Raw genomic sequence first — 17,645 nt, forward strand, 5'->3', positions numbered from 1 at the left:
TATGAATATTATAACAAAAGAAGCTTTTATAAATAATTTTTTAGAATATGAGAATAATTCAATATCAAAGCTTTATAATCAAATTATTTTAGCAAAAAAAATTAATGGGACAATATACAGCAAAGTTTTTACATACCCTGATATTTATAAAAAACTTAAGAATATGGAGAATAATCTACAAGTTAAGGTTTATTGTAATGGTGTTTTTGAAGAATTTGATAGAGCAATGTTAGCCTTTGACTGTTATGAAGAACCTCATTATTATCCTATAGATTTATTAAAGATATGTAATAAATCCAAATTTAAAAATCTACAACATAAGGATTATTTAGGTGCAATAATGTCTCTAGGAATAAAAAGAGAACTATTAGGTGATTTAATTCTAGAAGAAGAATGTTGTTATGTGCCTGTATATAATGAAATTACAGATTTTATTATACTTAACTTGACTAATATTAATACTTGTCCTTGTGAAGTTATAATAGTAGATGAGCCATTAAGAAATGCACCTAAAATTAAATTTGAAGAGAGAACCATAGTAGTTACATCTTTAAGGTTAGATAATATAATTAGTTCCTTATGTAATGTATCTCGAAGTAAGGCTTTAGAACTTATAGAAGGTAACAAAATATTGCTAAACCATATTGGAATTTCAAAAAAGGATAAATTACTTTGTAGTGGAGATATATTGACTATTAGAGGTTATGGGAAATTTAAGATTTGTGATTTTATAAATAAAACACAAAGCCAAAGACTTAGAATTTCTATAAAAAAGTACAATTAATTAGGGGTGATTTACGTGAGATTAACTTCAATAGATATTAATAATAAAGAATTTAAAAGATCTATGAGAGGATATAATTTAGATGAAGTTGATGAATTTCTAGAAAAAGTTTCAGAGGACTATGAAGGAATTTATAAAGAAAATGCAACTTTAAAAGAAAGAATTTCAGTTTTTGAAGATAAATTAGATCATTATTCAAAAATAGAAGCAACAATTCAAAGTACGCTATTATTGGCACAAAATGCTGCTGAACAAGCTAAGATAACAGCACAAAATGAAGCTGAACTTATACTTAGAAATGCTAATGAATCTGCAAAGAAGATTTTAGATAAAGCACATAGTGATGTACTTCAAATTAATGATGAGTTTGACAAAACTAAGCAAGAATTTTTAAAATTTAGAACTAAGTTTAGAAATTTTATGGTAAGCCAATTAGAAATGTTTGAATCTTTGGAAAAGGATTTTGATAAGAACTATAATATATCAAATATTATAGAAGAAAATGTAGAAGAAAAGGGCTTAGACAATTTAAAAGAACCAGATTTAGATAAAGAAAATTTAAATTATGATGCTACAGAACTAGAAGAAATAAAGAGCTTTTTTGCTAATAATGATTAAAATCTCACTTTTACAGTGAGATTTTTTTAACTAAAGTTTGGTATAATATGAATATATAGATACAATCTTTAAAGAATTGAGAATTGACGATTGACGATTTTTCTTAATTCACAATTCACGATGCACAATTCACAATTGAGGATATTTCTCAGTGAAAACTGAGAAATTTAAAATTGATTCTGTAGCGGAGAACAGTGTTCGCCACATATTATTACATTAATATTAAATTATAAGACAGATGAAAAACTGGCGAACACTGTTCGCACCTACAAAAATACATTAAAGAAATTATTTTTACTAAAAAAATTTCAACCGCAATTATGCATTGCGAATTGTACATTAAAATAATTGGTCGTATTTTAAAAGGAGAAAGTATATGAAAGAAATCTGTATAAATAGTAGAAACAAAAATTATAAGGTTTATATAGATAATGATATTAGTAAAATATTTTTAGCTTTTAATGAGCATAAATTAAAGAGTACAGATAAATTTTATATAATAACCGATGATAAAGTTTATTCACTGTATGAAAAAAAGCTAAAATTGCTAATGAAAAATTATAATTATAAAATTTTTGTTTTTAATCAAGGAGAAGAAAATAAAACTTATAAAACCGTAGAAGAAATTTATAATTTTTTGATAGAAAATAATGCAGATAGAAATAGCATATTAATTGCTTTTGGTGGAGGTATTGTTGGAGATACAGTTGGATTTGTAGCTGCAACATTTATGAGAGGTATAAAATATATAAATGTACCTACTACATTAATATCACAGGTAGACAGTGCTATAGGTGGCAAAGTAGCTTATAATATAAAGGGAATAAAAAATGCTATAGGTTGTTTTTATGATCCTATATTTGTCTTTGTTTCCGTTAACTTTTTAAAGACTTTAAATAAAATGCAGTTTATAAGTGGTCTTGGTGAAGTTATAAAATATGGTCTTATAGAAAGTTCAGAGCTATTAAAGTATATAAAAGAAAATATTAAAGCTATAATGGAATTAGAAAATGATAAGTTATTATATATAGTTAAAGAATGTTTAAAAATTAAGGCTTCGGTAGTTGAGAAGGATTATGAAGATTTGGGATATAGAAACATATTAAATTTTGGGCATACTATAGGTCATGCTATAGAGTCAGATTCAAATTATTTAATTCCACATGGTATAGCAGTGGCTTTAGGTAGTTTAACTTCCATAAAAATATCTGAAATGAAATTAAAATTGAATACAAACATCTATAAAGAAATAGAAAATCTCTATAAAAAAATAAATATAGAAACCTTTTACAAAGTTGACAATTTGGACTTGTTTTTGTATTCTATAAAGCATGATAAGAAAATGGAAGGTAATAATATAAAATTTACATTGCTAGAAGATGTTGGTGCTTGTAAAATAAAGATAGATGTTAGTGAAGAGGAAATAATAGAAGCACTAAAGGAAAGCATAGGAAGGAGTTATTAATATGACAATTGGAATAATAGGTGCCATGGAAGAAGAGGTACAAATTTTAATAGATGAAATGCAGGTTGAAAGTAAAATTGAAAAGGCAAATATGTGCTTTAATAAAGGTAGAATTTTTGGTAAAGAAGTAGTAATTGTAAAGAGTGGAATAGGCAAGGTAAATGCAGCTGTTTGTACTCAAATATTAGTGGATGATTATAAGGCAAATGCTGTTATAAACGTCGGAATAGCTGGAGGTATAGGGGAAGAAATATATCCAGGAGATATAGTTATTGCTAGCGATTTAGTTCAACATGATATGGATACTTCAGCTTTTGGAGATAAGATAGGACAAATTCCACGAATGGATGTTTTTGATTTTAAATGTGATAGTAAACTTATAAAATATGCAAAAAATGCTTGTGAAGACCTTAAGGACCATAAAAGTTTTGTTGGAAGAATAGTATCAGGAGATCAGTTTATTGCAGATGTAGAGAAAATTAGATGGCTAAAGAATGAGTTCGAAGCTTTAGCTTGTGAAATGGAAGGCGCTAGTATAGCTCATGTTGCATATTTAAATAATATTCCCTTTATAATAATACGATCTATATCAGATAATGCAAATAATGGTGCTCATATGGATTATGAGAAGTTTAAAGATATAGCAGTAGAAAACTCCAACAATATATTAAAAAACATGCTAAGAGCTATGTAGGTGAGCTTTTTATGGAAAATTTATTAGTAGGAAATAATAGTGGTCCTAAAATAATAGTTAAAGTAAAAGATATAACTATTGGTGAAAAAGAGAAAGTAATAATATCTGGTCCTTGTTCTGTAGAAAATTATAATACTATGAAAGAAATTGGAAAAGAATTAAAAGATATGGGAGTACATATTTTAAGAGGAGGAGCTTTTAAGCCTCGAACTTCTCCTTATGATTTTCAAGGACTTAAATATGAAGGAGTAAAAATTCTTCATGAGGTTGGAAAAGAGTTTAATATGCCTATAGTAACAGAAATAATGGATGCAAGAGATATTGAAAAATGTATAGATTATATAGATATGATACAAGTAGGCTCAAGAAATATGTACAATTATACATTGCTTAAAGAATTAGGCAAGTGTAATTTACCTATATTATTAAAAAGGGGCATGAGTGCTACAATAACTGAGTGGCTCAATGCTGCAGAATATATTATGTCTAGTGGGAATGAAAGTGTAGTGCTTTGTGAAAGAGGTATTAGAACTTTTGAAACCTATACTAGAAACACTTTAGATTTAAATAGTGTAGCGGTAATAAAAGAAAAATGCAGAATACCGATAGTTGTAGATCCTAGTCATGGAACAGGTAGAAGAGAGCTAGTAGAAAGAATGGCTATAGCAAGCATTGCTAGTGGAGCTGATGGAGTTATGATAGAAAGTCATATAGAGCCAGATAGAGCGATTTCTGATTCAAAGCAAACTGTATCTATGGATATAATGAAATCTATAGTTTCAAAAGTTAATGAATTAAAAAATATTTTTTAGGAGATATAACTATGGATTTAGTAGTTAAAGGATATAAGAAATTTAAAGATTTAGTTATTGATATTCCTGGAGATAAATCTATTGCACATAGATCCTTAATAATTGGTTCCATGCCAAAGGGGAATTATAACATTTATAATTTCCCTTTTAGTGAAGATTGTTTATCAACAGTCCAATGTATGAAAGAATTGGGCGTTGACGTTGTTTTACATGAAAATAAACTGTCTGTAACTTCTCCAGGCTATAAAAATTTCAATGATAAAGTAGAAGTTTTAAATGTGAACAATTCTGGAACTGCGGCAAGATTGCTAAGTGGACTTTTAAGTGGATGCAATATAGAGACTACACTAATTGGAGATAATTCATTGAGTAATAGACCGATGAAAAGAATTGTAGAACCCTTAAGATTAATGGGGGCGAATATTTGTTGTAAAGATGAAAAACTTCCTTTGAAATTCAAAAAAAATAATGGATTAAAAGGTATTAAATATGAGATTCCTATTGCATCAGCGCAAGTGAAATCCTGTATTTTAATTGGAGGATATTTATCAAAAGGAAGAACAGAAGTCATAGAAAATATACCTACTAGAGATCACACAGAAAATATGTTTGAATATCTAGGATGTCATATTGAAAGAAAAGAAAACACTATTGCTATAGAGAATTCCTCTATGAATTCAAAGGACATATTTGTTCCTGGAGATCCTTCTTCAGCAGCTTTTTTAATTGGAGCAACCTTATTAGGAGAAAACTCTTCTATAAAAATCGAGAATGTTCTATTAAATAAAGGAAGGATAAAGTATATTGAAATCCTAAAAAAAATGGGTGGCAAAATTACAGTAAATAATAAAGGGCATATAAATGAAGAACCTGTAGGAGATATTATAGTTTATAGTAGTAAGTTAAATGGATTAATTGTAGAAAGTGAAGATATACCAAGTATTATAGATGAAATACCAATGTTAAGTGTGGTTGCAGCTTTTAGCAGTGGAAAAACTGTATTTAAAGAAGTAGAGGAACTGAAATATAAAGAATGTAATAGGGTAGAAGCTATAATAAACAATTTAAAGAGTTTAGGAATAGAGGCATATTATAATGATAATAATATTGAAATATTAGGATTAAATGATTATATTAAAAAAGATGCCTATATAAATTCTTATAAGGATCACAGAATTGCATTAGCCTTTTTAATGGCTTCTATGAGAAATAAAGGAGTAACTACTATTGGTGATTATCAATGTAGTAATGTTTCTTTTCCTAATTCATTAGTGTATTTTAAAAATATTATAAATATAATTAATGAATTGTAATAAAATTTAGTTATATTGAGAAAATAATTAAGAGTGGTAAATTTATTAGCTTTTATTTGAGGAGTGGATAAAAATGGACAAAACTAGGCTTAATTATTTTAAAGATAAGTTATTAAAGGAAAAAAACAAGGTAAATCAGATAATAAATCAAATTGAGAGCAATGGAACGGTAAATTCAAATGTGGAGATGTCTTCTGAGCTTTCACATTATGATAATCATGGAGCAGATGCAGCAGGAAATCTATTTGATATTCAGAGAGATACGGCACTTAAGGACAATGAAGTAACTATTTTAAATAAAATAGATAATGCACTTAAAAGCATAGAAAGTGGAGAATATGGCAACTGTAAAATATGTAAGAAGCCTATACCACAAGGAAGGCTAGAATTTATTCCTTACGCTGAACACTGTGTACATTGTCAAAATAGTATAAATGATGCTGTTCCTGATGACATTAAAAATAGACCTTCGGAAGAACGGGTATTAGGACTTCCTTTTAGATATGGCTTTAATGATAATACATCTTTAGTAGAGTTCGACGGAGAAGATAGCTATCAAGCAGTTGCTAGATTTAATGCTATGGATAACGTATATGATGAAGATTATGATGATGACAATTATTATGTAGATCACATGGATCTAATTAGTAATGAACAGTATAAAAATCAATTACCAGACTAAAAATTAATTTATATAATATTTCTGATAGCTAGGCTGTCAGAAATATTATTTTACTCTAGGGGGAACAACTATGGCGTTAGAATTTATAATTATATTTTTAGGCATGATTTTAGATAGATTATCTAAAATATGGGCACTAAAAGTCTTGAAAAATAATGAAGGAATAGAGATAATAAAAAATCTACTTTCCTTTGAGTATTTAGAAAATAGAGGAGCAGCTTTTGGAATGCTTCAAAATAAGTTATGGTTTTTAGTAATTACTACTTTTTTAGTTGTAGGAATTATATTATTTTATCTAATTAAATATAAGCCTAAATCTCTTTTAACAAGAATAAGCTTTGCTATGATAATATCAGGAGCTATAGGTAATTTTTATGATAGAGTAATTTATAAATATGTTGTGGATTTTATCTTGGTACATTATAAAGATGTTTATCATTTTCCAACATTTAATGTAGCAGATATATTTGTAACTTTAGGAACAATAGGTCTAATAATTTGTATAATAAGGAACGAAGTTTAATGAAAATAGAAGAATTACAAGTAAAAGAAGATGATATAAATAAAAGATTAGATGTATTTATATCAGAGAAACTAGAAGATAAATCGCGTTCTTACGTTCAAGGGTTAATTGAAGAAGAAAAAGTTAAGGTTAATGAAAAACTAAAAAAAAGTAATTATAAGCTTAAGTTAAATGATTTAGTTATTGTAGATGTTCCAGAAGTTACGACTTTAGAGATAGAAAAGGAGGATATACCTCTTGATATTCTTTATGAAGATAATGATATTATAGTAATAAATAAACCACAAGATATGGTAGTACATCCAGCACCAGGAAATTATAGTGGTACTTTAGTAAACGCATTGTTATATCATTGTAATGATTTGTCAGGAATTAATGGAGTTGTAAGACCAGGTATAGTACATCGTATTGATAAAGATACTTCAGGGATTCTAGTTATAGCTAAAAATGATAATGCTCATAGTAAACTAGCAGAACAACTTAAGGAACATAGTATGACAAGAACATATTATGCCTTAGTGGAAGGTAGATTAAAAGAAGATAGTGGTACTATAAATGCTCCAATAGGAAGACATTCTGTGGAAAGAATTAAAATGGCAGTGGTAAAAAATAATGGCAAGGAAGCTATAACTCATTATAAGGTTTTAGAAAGATTTAATCATTATACTTTGGTGAAGTGTAATTTAGAAACAGGTAGAACACATCAGATTAGAGTACATATGGCTTATATAGGTCACCCATTAGTAGGGGATATAGTATATGGATTTAAGAAACAAAAGTTTAAATTACAAGGACAAGTATTACATGCTAAAGAATTAGGATTTATACATCCTACTACAAATAAATATATGAAATTTACTTCAAATATACCAAAATATTTTGAGGATTTACTTGAAAATTTAAGAAAAAGTGATATATAAGGAGTGGTTGTTGTGGAATTTAAATCTGTATTATTAGATAAAACGGCAATAAAAAGAACTTTGACAAGAATAGCTCATGAAATAATTGAGAAAAATAAAGGAATTGATAATCTAGTATTGGTGGGTATAAAAAGTAGAGGAGTACCTATAGCTGAAAGACTTGCAGATTTGATTGAAGTTTTTGAAGGAAAGAGATTAGAAGTTGGTAGCGTAGATGTAACCTTATATAGAGATGATCTAACAACAATTTCACCAGAACCTAGATTAAATGATAAAAATATAAATGTACCTATTGAAGGTAAAAAAATAATATTGGTTGATGATGTTTTATATACAGGAAGAACTGCAAGAGCTGCTATTGATGCTATAATTGATTTAGGACGTCCTGAAATGATTCAATTGGCAGTTTTAGTAGATAGAGGTCATAGAGAACTACCAATAAGAGCAGATTATGTTGGTAAGAATATACCTACCTCAAGGAAAGAAATCATCTCTGTTATGATTGAGGAAATTGATGGAGAGGATTCAGTAAAAATTTTAGAAAGCTAGGAGAAAAACGTATGATGTATACAATTGTTGCTACTACTACCTTTGGATTAGAAGCCATAACTGCTAAAGAGCTTAAAGAATTAGGATATGAAGATTTAAAGGTGGAAAATGGGAAAGTAACTTTTGAAGGAGATGAAATGGATATTGCTATTTGTAATATTCATCTTAGAACTGCTGAAAGAGTATTTATTAAAATGGCAGAGTTTAAGGCAACAACCTTTGAAGAACTTTTTCAAGGAACTTTAAAGGTAAACTGGGGAGATTTAATACCTCAAGATGGGAAAATGCACGTAATAGGAAAATCAGTTAAGTCTACTCTTTTTAGCGTGCCAGACTGTCAAAGTATTGTTAAAAAGGCAATAGTAGAAAAAATGAAAGAAAAGTACAATACTAATTGGTTTAGTGAAGATGGACCAATTTATAAAATAGAAATAGCTCTGTTAAAAGATTTAGCTACACTTTCAATAGATACTTCAGGAGCTGGCTTACATAAAAGAGGATATAGAGAAAATGCAGGATCAGCACCACTTAAGGAGACTTTAGCTGCTGCAATGGTTTTATTAAGTAAATATGACGGATCAAGAATTTTAGCAGATCCTTTCTGTGGATCTGGAACCATTGCAATAGAAGCAGCTATGATTGCTAGAAATATTGCACCAGGCGTAAATAGAAAATTTGAAAGTGAGAACTGGCCTAATTTTGATAAAGAAATTTGGGATCAAGTTAGGCAAGGTGCAAAAAAAGCGGAAAATAATAGCGAACTTGAAATTTTAGCTTCAGATATAGATGGTAGAGTATTGAGAACAGCTATGAATAATGCGATTAAAGCTGGAGTAGATGATAATATAAAGTTCCAAAAAATTCCTATGCAAAGCTTTAGCTCAAAGAAAAAACGTGGAATAATAATTACTAATCCGCCTTATGGTGAAAGACTTTTAAAAGAAGATGAAGTTAAAGATTTATATATGGACTTTTCAAAGGTATATAATAACTTAGATGACTGGTCCTGTTACATACTTACTTCCTATGAAGACTTCCAAAAATGTTTTGGAAAAAAAGCGGATAAAAACAGAAAACTATATAATGGAAGATTATTATGCTATTATTATCAATACAATATATAAAAAAGTGGTGATTAAATATCACCACTTTTAAATTTAAGAATTAAGCATTAAGAATGAAGAATTTAAGATAATTTTCAACTATAGTCGAAAATTAAAAAAATAAAAATTATATTTTTAAATTATTAATTACATGAAAAGCATAGTTATTCTATGCTTTTTAAATTTAATTGTTTTGGTGTTACATATAAAGTTTTATTAGTATAATAAATAACCATACCTGGTTTAGCACCAGAGATTTTTTTTACATTTTTCACTTCTGTATAATCTACAGGTACATTAGAAGAGTTTTTAGCTTTGCTGTATAGAGCAGCTAAAGTTGCAGCTTCTAAAAGAGTGTTTTCAGTTATATTACCATTATTTTTAATAATCACATGGGAACCAGGAATATTTTTAGTATGAAGCCATATATCATTTTTATTTGCAAACTTTAGTGTTAAATAATCATTTTGCATGTTATTCTTTCCTATATAAATATCTACATTATCACTAGATATAAAGTGCATAGGTTTTGAAATTTTACTTTTTTTACCTTTATGTGCTTTTTTAAAAGCAATATATCCGGTTTCCACTAATTCATTTTTAATATCTTCAATTTCAGTGTAATTATCTGCATTATGTATATGTGATAATACAGATTGAAGATACTCCTGTTCTTCTAATGCAAGTTTTATTTGAATTTTTGCATTTTCTTCAGATTTTTTTAATTTATTATATTTCTTAAAATAATTTTGAATATTTTCAGAAGGAGTTTTATGCTCATCTAGCTCTATATTAATGTATTCATTATCTTCGCTATAATAATTTAATACATTAATAAATTTATCTCCTTTTTTAATTGCATAAATATTTGCAGTTAAAAGCTCTCCATATAAATTAAGTTGTTGTTTTTCTTTACAATTTTCTAAAGTTTCATTTAATATATTTATTTTTTTGCTAACTCTATCTAAGTTGTTGTTAACAATTTTTTGCAGATTATAACTTCTAGCATTTAATCTATCAATCTTATCTTTCTCAAAATAAAAATCTTCTATAAGTCTTGAAGGTGACTCATATTCATTTAAGTTAAAACCATTATCTAAAAGCTCTTTGAAGGTTATACAATGAAAATCTTTAAGTACTCCACCCATATCATAGGAACCTAAAGTATAGGTATTAGTTTCGATATAATTGAAAAATACTAATATATATTTATATATTTCTTCTAAATTATTTATAGTAAATTCAATATTATTTTCTTTCAAGCGATAAATCATCTCAGAGGAAAGGGCAGGACTTACACCAGTAAAAATATTAGTAAAAAATTTCTTATCAAAATCTTTATCCATATAGCTTTCTTTAACTTTATCTATAAACTTCTCTTTTGTAAAATCAAAGGCATTTAGTTTTGTAGAAGCTGGAGGATATTTATATTCTACTCCTGAATACAGTACTCTATATGTGTTGATATCTGGAGTAATATGTTTAATACTATCCATTACAATATTGTCTCTTTGTCTTACTAAGCTTATATTACTGTGTCTTCCCATTATCTCTACAATAAGACTATATATACTATTAAAGCCTAGCTCATCTGTACTTTCAAAATCTAAAATAACAATTCTATCACTTTCAATTTGTCTTATATCAACTAATACTGCAGTATTTAAATATTTCCTAAGTACCATACAGAACATAGGTGCTTTTAAGGGATTTTCTTTTGAATTATTAGTTATTTGTATTCTTGGATAATTAGAACTAGCACTTATAAGCAGCTTTTGAGCTTTTCTACCTTTCTTAAAAGTTAAGGTTATTTCATCTTTTTCTGGTTGATTTATTCTTTCTACTCTTGCATTTACAAATTCCACTTTAAGTTCGTGAAGTATGCTGTGTAGATAAATTCCATCTAATGCCATATACATCTTCCTTTCTATATGGAATTTTTTCAATTATGTATAGTATAACATTAATGTTAAACATTGAAAATATAATATATTTTTCTATAATTTATGATAAAATAATATTATAGATTAAAAAAGAAATTTATAGATTTTAAATGATTTGATTTTAATACTTTAGTAAAAACTTATAAAAGGTGGTAGTGTGTTTGAGTTTAAATTTTACAAAGATGCAGGGAGCAGGAAATGATTTTATAGTTTTTGAGGATTTTGAAAATAAGTATGCGGATTTAGAAGCTTTGGCTAAAAGGCTTTGTGATAGACATTTTGGAATTGGTGGAGATGGAATATTAGTAGCTAGAAAAAATGACATTTGTGATATAGAGATGATAATAATAAATGCTGATGGTTCTTACGCTTCAATGTGTGGTAATGGAATAAGGTGTTTTGCTAAATTTGTTTATGAAAGTGGATATGTAAATAGTACGAGGATAAAAATTCAAACAGGAGATGGTATTAAAGAAGCATTACTTACTGTAGTAAATGATAAAGTTAGTGAAATTACAATAAATATGGGATTGCCATCTTTTAATCCTTCAGATTATTATGGAAACAGTGAAGTGGAAATCATAAATAAGGTAATTAATATAAACAATAAAGACTATAATATTACTTCCATGTTAATGGGAGTCCCTCACACCATAATTATAGATGAGCTTAATAAATATGATGTGGAAGAAGGAAAGGATATAGAAAAATTTAATTTATTCTCCAAAGGAACCAATGTTAATTTCTGTGAAGTTAAAAGTAGAAATCATATAATAGTTAAAACCTGGGAAAGAGGTGCAGGTGCTACTCTAGCTTGTGGAACAGGAAGCTGTGCGTCAGTGGTTGCTTGTAATAAGTTAGACTTAGTAGATAATATAGTTAAGGTAACTATACCTGGTGGAGAGCTTACCATTGAAATAACTAGTAGTGGAATTATGATGACAGGACTAGCAGAGGTTGTATTTACAGGTAGAATATAAAATATTTATAGAAAAGCCAAATTTGGCTTTTCTTTTTTTGCATGAAATTTGTTACAAGGTAGTTATTTACAAAAAATTCATAATTTCATAGAGTAAAATTTAGATTTAGGGACAACATTAAAAGTAAGAAATTACAAAAAGTAGGTGATTTTACATGGAAGAATGCTTTTTAGATTTAAAAAATACAAACATTAATATTGATTTAATTAATATCCTTCCTAAAGAATTTGCACTAAAGTATAAATTGATTCCCTATAAGTTAGAGAAAGATACACTTTATATAGCTTCTAGTGAAGAACTACATCCATCAATAATAGAAGAATTGAGATTCATTACTTTTAAAAACATAAAACAAAGTATAGCAGATATAGAAAGTATATTAAATTTAATCAACTATTATTATGATAAAGAAAAAGCACAAAAAACACTAAAAATGCTTAAAAAAAATAATGTTATTAAGCTTACGGACAAAGAGGAAGATGCTCCAGCAGTAGTTATATTAGATTCCATAATAAAAGAAGCGATAAATAAAAAAGCTAGTGATATACATCTAGAACCTTTTAAAAATAGGGTAATAGTAAGAATAAGAATCAATGGAGACTTAATAAAAATAGAAGAATTTCCTATGGCGATATATGAAAATATTACTTATAGAATAAAAATTATTTCTAATATGGATATAAGTCAAAAATTATTACCACAGGATGGAAAAATAAGCTTTATTACAAATCATATTAATTATGATTTAAGAGTAGCTTCATTACCTACAATAAATGGAGAAAAGTTTGTAATTAGAATACTGTATAAAAACGATGAAATATATAATCTTAATAGTTTGGGATTTAATGAAGAAGATAATAAAATGCTAAAAAAAATATTAAAGTCCAATAATGGAATGATATTGCTAACAGGCCCTACTGGTAGTGGTAAAACAACTACTTTGTATTCTATGTTATTAGAAATAAATAGGGATAATAAAAACGTAGTAACTGTTGAAAATCCTGTAGAGTACGAAGTTGAGAAAGTAAATCAAGTAAATATTAATAATAGTTCAGGATTAACTTTTAGTAAATCACTAAGGACTATACTTCGTCAAGATCCAGATATTATTATGGTAGGAGAAATAATTGATGAAGAAACAGCACAAATTGCAATAACATCTTCTCTTACAGGTCATTTAATTTTATCTACGCTACATTGTAATGACACTGCTAGTTCTATTATTAGATTAGTAGATATGAAGATACCTAAGTATCTAGTTGTAGATTCTTTAGTAGCAGTAATTTCTCAAAGGTTAGTTAGAAAAATATGTAGTAATTGTAAGAGTACCTATAATCCAACTATGGAGGAAAAGGAAGATTTAAATTTAGAGAAGCAAGATAAACTTTTCAAAGGTGTAGGTTGTGAAAAATGCAATTATACAGGATACAGGGAAAGACAAATGGTGTATGAAATGATAGTTATTACAGAGGAACATAAAAGATTAATAATTAATTTTAATGATGTTAGTGAACTTAGAAAGTATAGTTTTAACAGAGGTAATAAATGTTTAAAAGAAAAGCTTAAGGCTTTAGTAATAGATGGAATAACTACTTATGAAGAATATGTAGCTAATTTACAAGTAATTATTTAAGTATTAATGAGGTTGTATATGAAATATAGATTTGTTGCTAAAGATATAAATAATAATACTGTTAGAGGATATGAATTTGGAGAAAATAATATAGATTTTTTAAGAAAGCTTAAAAATAAGAGATTATTTTGTATTAAATATTTTGAAGTGAAAGATTTACCAATAAATCTTATTACACTGGTTTCCTACAAAGACATTGCGATGTTTTGCAAACATATGGCAATATCATTAAAATCTGGAATGAATTTTATAGATGTTTTAAATTTACTAATTTATAAAACTTCAAATAAAAGTTTAAAAAAGAGTTTAAAAGAAATAAAGCAGGATATAGAAAGAGGAAATAGTTTATACAATGCAATGAAAAATTACCCTAAAATTTATCCTAAGTTACTTATAAATATGGTCAGATTAGGGCAGGAAAGTGGAAATTTAGATGAAGTTTTTAATAATATGCATGATTATTATTTAAGTAGATATAAAATCAAAAAGAAAATATTATCTTCCCTAACTTATCCATCTATAGTTCTTATTTTAGGAATAATTGTACAATTATTTTTTATGACAAGATTATTACCTCAATTTGTAAGCCAATTTGAAGTTAGTAATGCTAACTTACCTAATATTACAATATTTTATTTAAAATTAAGCAATTTTTTAATAGGACATAAGCTCATATTATTACTTTTATTTTTTATTGTTGGAATTACCCTAATATTAAAAAGGAACTATATATTTAAAAATAAAGTTATATCAAAACTAATTATAAATATACCTTTTGTAAGAACTATTACGATAAAAAGATTTCAAGAAAGTTTTAGTAGTAGTATGTATCTTCTTATACAAAGTGGAATAAACCTAGTAAAAGTTTATGAAATAGCAATTAGTTGTATTGATAATAACTATTTAAAAGAAAGATTAAATAATTCATTAAAAATTTTAAAATTAGGTAATAGCTTGAGCAATAGTATAAGTAGTGCTGGAGTCTTTCCTGATTTTTATATTAATATCATTTCAATAGGAGAGGAAAGCGGAAATTTAAATCAAAGCTTTAGAACCTTGAAAGATATATTAGATGATGAAATAAATGATTTTTTAGATAGATTAGTTTCTATAACTCAGCCAATAGCTATAATTTTAGTAGGACTATTAATAGGATCTGCTATAGTAGCTATGTTATTACCGATGTTTACTCTATTAGAAAGTGCAGTATAAATGAGGAGTTTCTATGAAAAAAGGCTTTTTATTAATTGAATTTATATTGGTTATAGGAATTATTTCTATAATATTGTCCATAGGTATGATATCTTTTAAATTTTTTAAGAACTATGAAAACCAAATAGCAGTTGAACACTATAGTAATGAAGTAGTAAGCTTTATTAATTACAGTAGGAGCTATAGTAGAAAAGAATATAATGACGTAATTATATATATTGATAGAGAAAGAAATGAAATCTCCTCTTATTGTAAAACTAAATTAATAACTAAGCTAAAGCTACCACAAAATATTAGAATATCTTATTTTAATCAAGATTCTATTAAAATAAATAAGTTTGGATATAGTGGAAGTGCATTTACACTAGAACTTACAGATAATAGTGGTGACATAAATACAATTACAATGTTGGTGGGAACAAATTATGTTAGTATCAAAAAATAAAAATGGATTTATCTTATTAGAATTAGTTATTTCAATGACTTTACTACTTTTAATATGTACTGCAGTTTTTCAAACCATTATAGTAAGTAATAAAGTCTCTAATATTAATAGAGAAAAAAGTGAAACAGTTAAAATGATATATGAAATAGAAAAAATAATTCTATATAATTCTAACTATGAAGAACTTATAAGTATTTTAGATAAAGAAGTATATATTGCTAAAGATAAGTTACAGAATCATTATGAGGGCAATCTCGTAGATATTCTTCAATATAATAATCCTAAAGGTGAGCAATACATATGCTTAAAAATTGGGATTAATGAAGAACTAGTAAAAATAACATTGATGGGATATTTTAAGGAAGGTGAAATACCTATTGAATACACTTTTTACAAAGGGAATTATTAAAAAGAGTAGAGGGCATGGTTTATTAGAATTAATTGTTGCAGTAACTATAATAACTATTGTACTTTCAGGGCTCACATCATCATTTGTTAGTATGAATAAATTTTTTCATAAAGATATAAAGGAAATGAGAGAAAAAATTGATTTGGAAGAAGCATTATACTTTATAGAAAATCAAATTCATAATCAAAGTAGAGATGTGAAAGTTATGGAAGATGTGGTGATTCTATATATGAAAAATGATCCTATAGTTAAGGCAATAAAACTTATAGATAATAATTTATATATGCTTAATGGATATGATAATAATTTTCCTAAGGATAGTGGGTATAAAAATTATATAGTTAAAGATGTAAAAAAATTCCATATAAAAGTTGTAGATAGACTTTTATATTTAGAGTTAGAAGGCGTAAATGGAGTGAGAGTTAGAGGATGCTATTTAATAAGAAATTAAAGAAAAAAGGGGTTATGTTAATTCCTGTTATAATTATAGGAAGTATAATTATTGCTTTGAGCAGCTATATTTTTCAAAGAAAAATGCTAAATTTACAGTATGAAAAAAATAATAATAATTACCTATTAAGAGAAAAGATAGATGAAAAATATAGAGAGATTTTATTAACTAAATTATCACTTTATTTAAAATCGAACGATATAGAAGATTTCTCATCAGTTGATATAACTTTTCAAAATTCATATATAAAATATGATAAACAATATAAGTGTTTTATTTTAACTATTCCTTATAAAGGAAGACAATTTAAAGAAGAATATTATGCTTTAGAAGAGAAAACTGAAAAAGATTCTTTTAAATATATAAAAACTATTATTATAGAGAGGTGATAACTATATTTAAAAATAAGTTAGTCATTTATGGTAATAATGAAGAAGCAAAGGCAATAGAAGTTAAAAAAACTATACTTAATAATATAAAATTTAATAGAGAATATAGTAATGAACAAATTAAAAGTATAAGTTTAAAAAATAAAACTATTATGTTAGTAATTGAGGGAGAAGAGCTTTTCATTAAAACTATGAGTATACCTAAGGTAAGTAAAAGATATGTATACTATATATTGAGAAATGAAATAACAGAACAGTATGGAGAAAATGTGATGTTTTCTTATGAAATAATCAAAGAGGAGAAAACTTGTTATAATATCATCCTATATTGTTTTCATGAAAATAAATACTCTCTTTTAAAAAACTCTTCTATTTACAACTGTAATGGGTTAAGAATTAATTTTATACAAAACTATGTTAAAGACTTATATTTTAAAGAAATAGAAGATAAAAATTTTATTTTATTATTTAATTATAGAAATTACATATATTTATTAAAGGTGAAAAACAATATATTAACCTATAATAAAGTAATAAATTCATTAAATTTTACCTATGATGAAGTAAATGAAGCTATAAAAAGATTTATAGAAAAAAATAAAAAAGATTATAATATGTATTCTATAAACCTTAAAGAATATATACAGGATATCTATAATAGTATAGAACTATCGCCACTTACTATGGAAAGAATATTGCAATATGTAATAATTAGGTGAA

20 protein-coding genes are annotated in these 17,645 nt (G+C 26.5%); 19 read left to right on the forward strand and 1 reads right to left on the reverse strand.

What is annotated here, in order from left to right:
- Position 1 precedes the first annotated feature (1 nt).
- The 11 genes from B3603_RS06140 (at position 2) to B3603_RS06190 (ending at position 9,484) form a co-directional block, all read left to right on the forward strand.
- A complete protein-coding gene (locus B3603_RS06140) occupies positions 2-784 on the forward strand; it encodes an RNA-binding protein (RefSeq protein WP_291562003.1) in 783 nt (260 codons plus the stop codon).
- 15 nt (positions 785-799) lie between these two features.
- The gene (locus B3603_RS06145; RefSeq protein ID WP_291562006.1) at positions 800-1,402 is read left to right on the forward strand and encodes a DivIVA domain-containing protein; all 603 of its coding nucleotides are present in this window, start codon (positions 800-802) and stop codon (positions 1,400-1,402) included.
- A gap of 376 nt (positions 1,403-1,778) precedes the next feature.
- The gene (gene aroB, locus B3603_RS06150; RefSeq protein ID WP_291562009.1) at positions 1,779-2,867 is read left to right on the forward strand and encodes a 3-dehydroquinate synthase; all 1,089 of its coding nucleotides are present in this window, start codon (positions 1,779-1,781) and stop codon (positions 2,865-2,867) included.
- A gap of 1 nt (position 2,868) precedes the next feature.
- The gene (locus tag B3603_RS06155; RefSeq protein WP_291562011.1) at positions 2,869-3,561 is read left to right on the forward strand and encodes a 5'-methylthioadenosine/adenosylhomocysteine nucleosidase; all 693 of its coding nucleotides are present in this window, start codon (positions 2,869-2,871) and stop codon (positions 3,559-3,561) included.
- Between the two features lie 11 nt (positions 3,562-3,572).
- Entirely contained in the window at positions 3,573-4,373 is an 801-nt protein-coding gene (gene aroF, locus B3603_RS06160) for a 3-deoxy-7-phosphoheptulonate synthase (RefSeq protein WP_291562014.1), read from the forward strand.
- 11 nt (positions 4,374-4,384) lie between these two features.
- On the forward strand, positions 4,385-5,686 hold the full coding sequence (aroA, locus tag B3603_RS06165) for a 3-phosphoshikimate 1-carboxyvinyltransferase (RefSeq protein WP_291562017.1): 1,302 nt from the start codon (positions 4,385-4,387) through the stop codon (positions 5,684-5,686).
- A gap of 73 nt (positions 5,687-5,759) precedes the next feature.
- A complete protein-coding gene (locus B3603_RS06170; RefSeq protein WP_291562020.1) occupies positions 5,760-6,368 on the forward strand; it encodes a TraR/DksA C4-type zinc finger protein in 609 nt (202 codons plus the stop codon).
- Between the two features lie 70 nt (positions 6,369-6,438).
- The gene (gene lspA / locus B3603_RS06175; RefSeq protein ID WP_291562022.1) at positions 6,439-6,891 is read left to right on the forward strand and encodes a signal peptidase II; all 453 of its coding nucleotides are present in this window, start codon (positions 6,439-6,441) and stop codon (positions 6,889-6,891) included.
- Complete coding sequence (locus tag B3603_RS06180) at positions 6,891-7,811, forward strand: RluA family pseudouridine synthase (RefSeq protein WP_291562024.1); 921 nt, start codon at positions 6,891-6,893, stop codon at positions 7,809-7,811. Before lspA ends, B3603_RS06180 begins: the two co-directional genes overlap by 1 nt.
- 12 nt (positions 7,812-7,823) lie before the next feature.
- Positions 7,824-8,360, forward strand: a complete 537-nt coding sequence (pyrR, locus tag B3603_RS06185) for a bifunctional pyr operon transcriptional regulator/uracil phosphoribosyltransferase PyrR (protein WP_291562027.1) — start codon at positions 7,824-7,826, stop codon at positions 8,358-8,360.
- An 11-nt stretch (positions 8,361-8,371) separates the two neighbouring features.
- Complete coding sequence (locus B3603_RS06190) at positions 8,372-9,484, forward strand: THUMP domain-containing class I SAM-dependent RNA methyltransferase (protein WP_291562029.1); 1,113 nt, start codon at positions 8,372-8,374, stop codon at positions 9,482-9,484.
- A gap of 143 nt (positions 9,485-9,627) precedes the next feature.
- Here B3603_RS06190 and B3603_RS06195 read toward each other — a convergent pair whose 3' ends face one another.
- The gene (locus tag B3603_RS06195) at positions 9,628-11,376 is read right to left on the reverse strand and encodes an Rqc2 family fibronectin-binding protein (RefSeq protein ID WP_291562032.1); all 1,749 of its coding nucleotides are present in this window, start codon (positions 11,374-11,376) and stop codon (positions 9,628-9,630) included.
- Positions 11,377-11,588: 212 nt separating this feature from the next.
- Between B3603_RS06195 and dapF the strand changes: the two genes are divergently transcribed.
- The 8 genes from dapF (at position 11,589) to B3603_RS06235 (ending at position 17,644) form a co-directional block, all read left to right on the forward strand.
- Complete coding sequence (dapF, locus tag B3603_RS06200; RefSeq protein ID WP_291562154.1) at positions 11,589-12,386, forward strand: diaminopimelate epimerase; 798 nt, start codon at positions 11,589-11,591, stop codon at positions 12,384-12,386.
- Positions 12,387-12,540: 154 nt separating this feature from the next.
- Entirely contained in the window at positions 12,541-14,019 is a 1,479-nt protein-coding gene (locus tag B3603_RS06205) for a GspE/PulE family protein (protein ID WP_291562035.1), read from the forward strand.
- An 18-nt stretch (positions 14,020-14,037) separates the two neighbouring features.
- The gene (locus B3603_RS06210; protein ID WP_291562037.1) at positions 14,038-15,231 is read left to right on the forward strand and encodes a type II secretion system F family protein; all 1,194 of its coding nucleotides are present in this window, start codon (positions 14,038-14,040) and stop codon (positions 15,229-15,231) included.
- Positions 15,232-15,244: 13 nt separating this feature from the next.
- Positions 15,245-15,676 (forward strand): hypothetical protein, encoded by a 432-nt coding sequence (locus B3603_RS06215; protein ID WP_291562040.1) that lies wholly within the window; start codon positions 15,245-15,247, stop codon positions 15,674-15,676.
- Entirely contained in the window at positions 15,657-16,085 is a 429-nt protein-coding gene (locus B3603_RS06220; protein ID WP_291562043.1) for a type II secretion system protein, read from the forward strand. Before B3603_RS06215 ends, B3603_RS06220 begins: the two co-directional genes overlap by 20 nt.
- Positions 16,054-16,536 carry a type II secretion system protein gene (locus tag B3603_RS06225; protein WP_291562045.1) on the forward strand — a complete coding sequence of 161 codons (483 nt, stop codon included), beginning with the start codon at positions 16,054-16,056 and terminating at the stop codon, positions 16,534-16,536. The genes B3603_RS06220 and B3603_RS06225 overlap by 32 nt, the downstream gene beginning before the upstream one ends.
- On the forward strand, positions 16,515-16,925 hold the full coding sequence (locus B3603_RS06230) for a hypothetical protein (RefSeq protein ID WP_291562048.1): 411 nt from the start codon (positions 16,515-16,517) through the stop codon (positions 16,923-16,925). The genes B3603_RS06225 and B3603_RS06230 overlap by 22 nt, the downstream gene beginning before the upstream one ends.
- Positions 16,922-17,644 carry a hypothetical protein gene (locus B3603_RS06235; RefSeq protein ID WP_291562050.1) on the forward strand — a complete coding sequence of 241 codons (723 nt, stop codon included), beginning with the start codon at positions 16,922-16,924 and terminating at the stop codon, positions 17,642-17,644. Before B3603_RS06230 ends, B3603_RS06235 begins: the two co-directional genes overlap by 4 nt.
- The last annotated feature ends 1 nt before the right edge of the window (position 17,645 follow it).

It is taken from the genome of Clostridium sp. UBA2485, assembly GCF_002341865.1.
In the GTDB taxonomy this organism is placed as follows: Bacteria; Bacillota; Clostridia; order Clostridiales; family Clostridiaceae; genus Clostridium_J.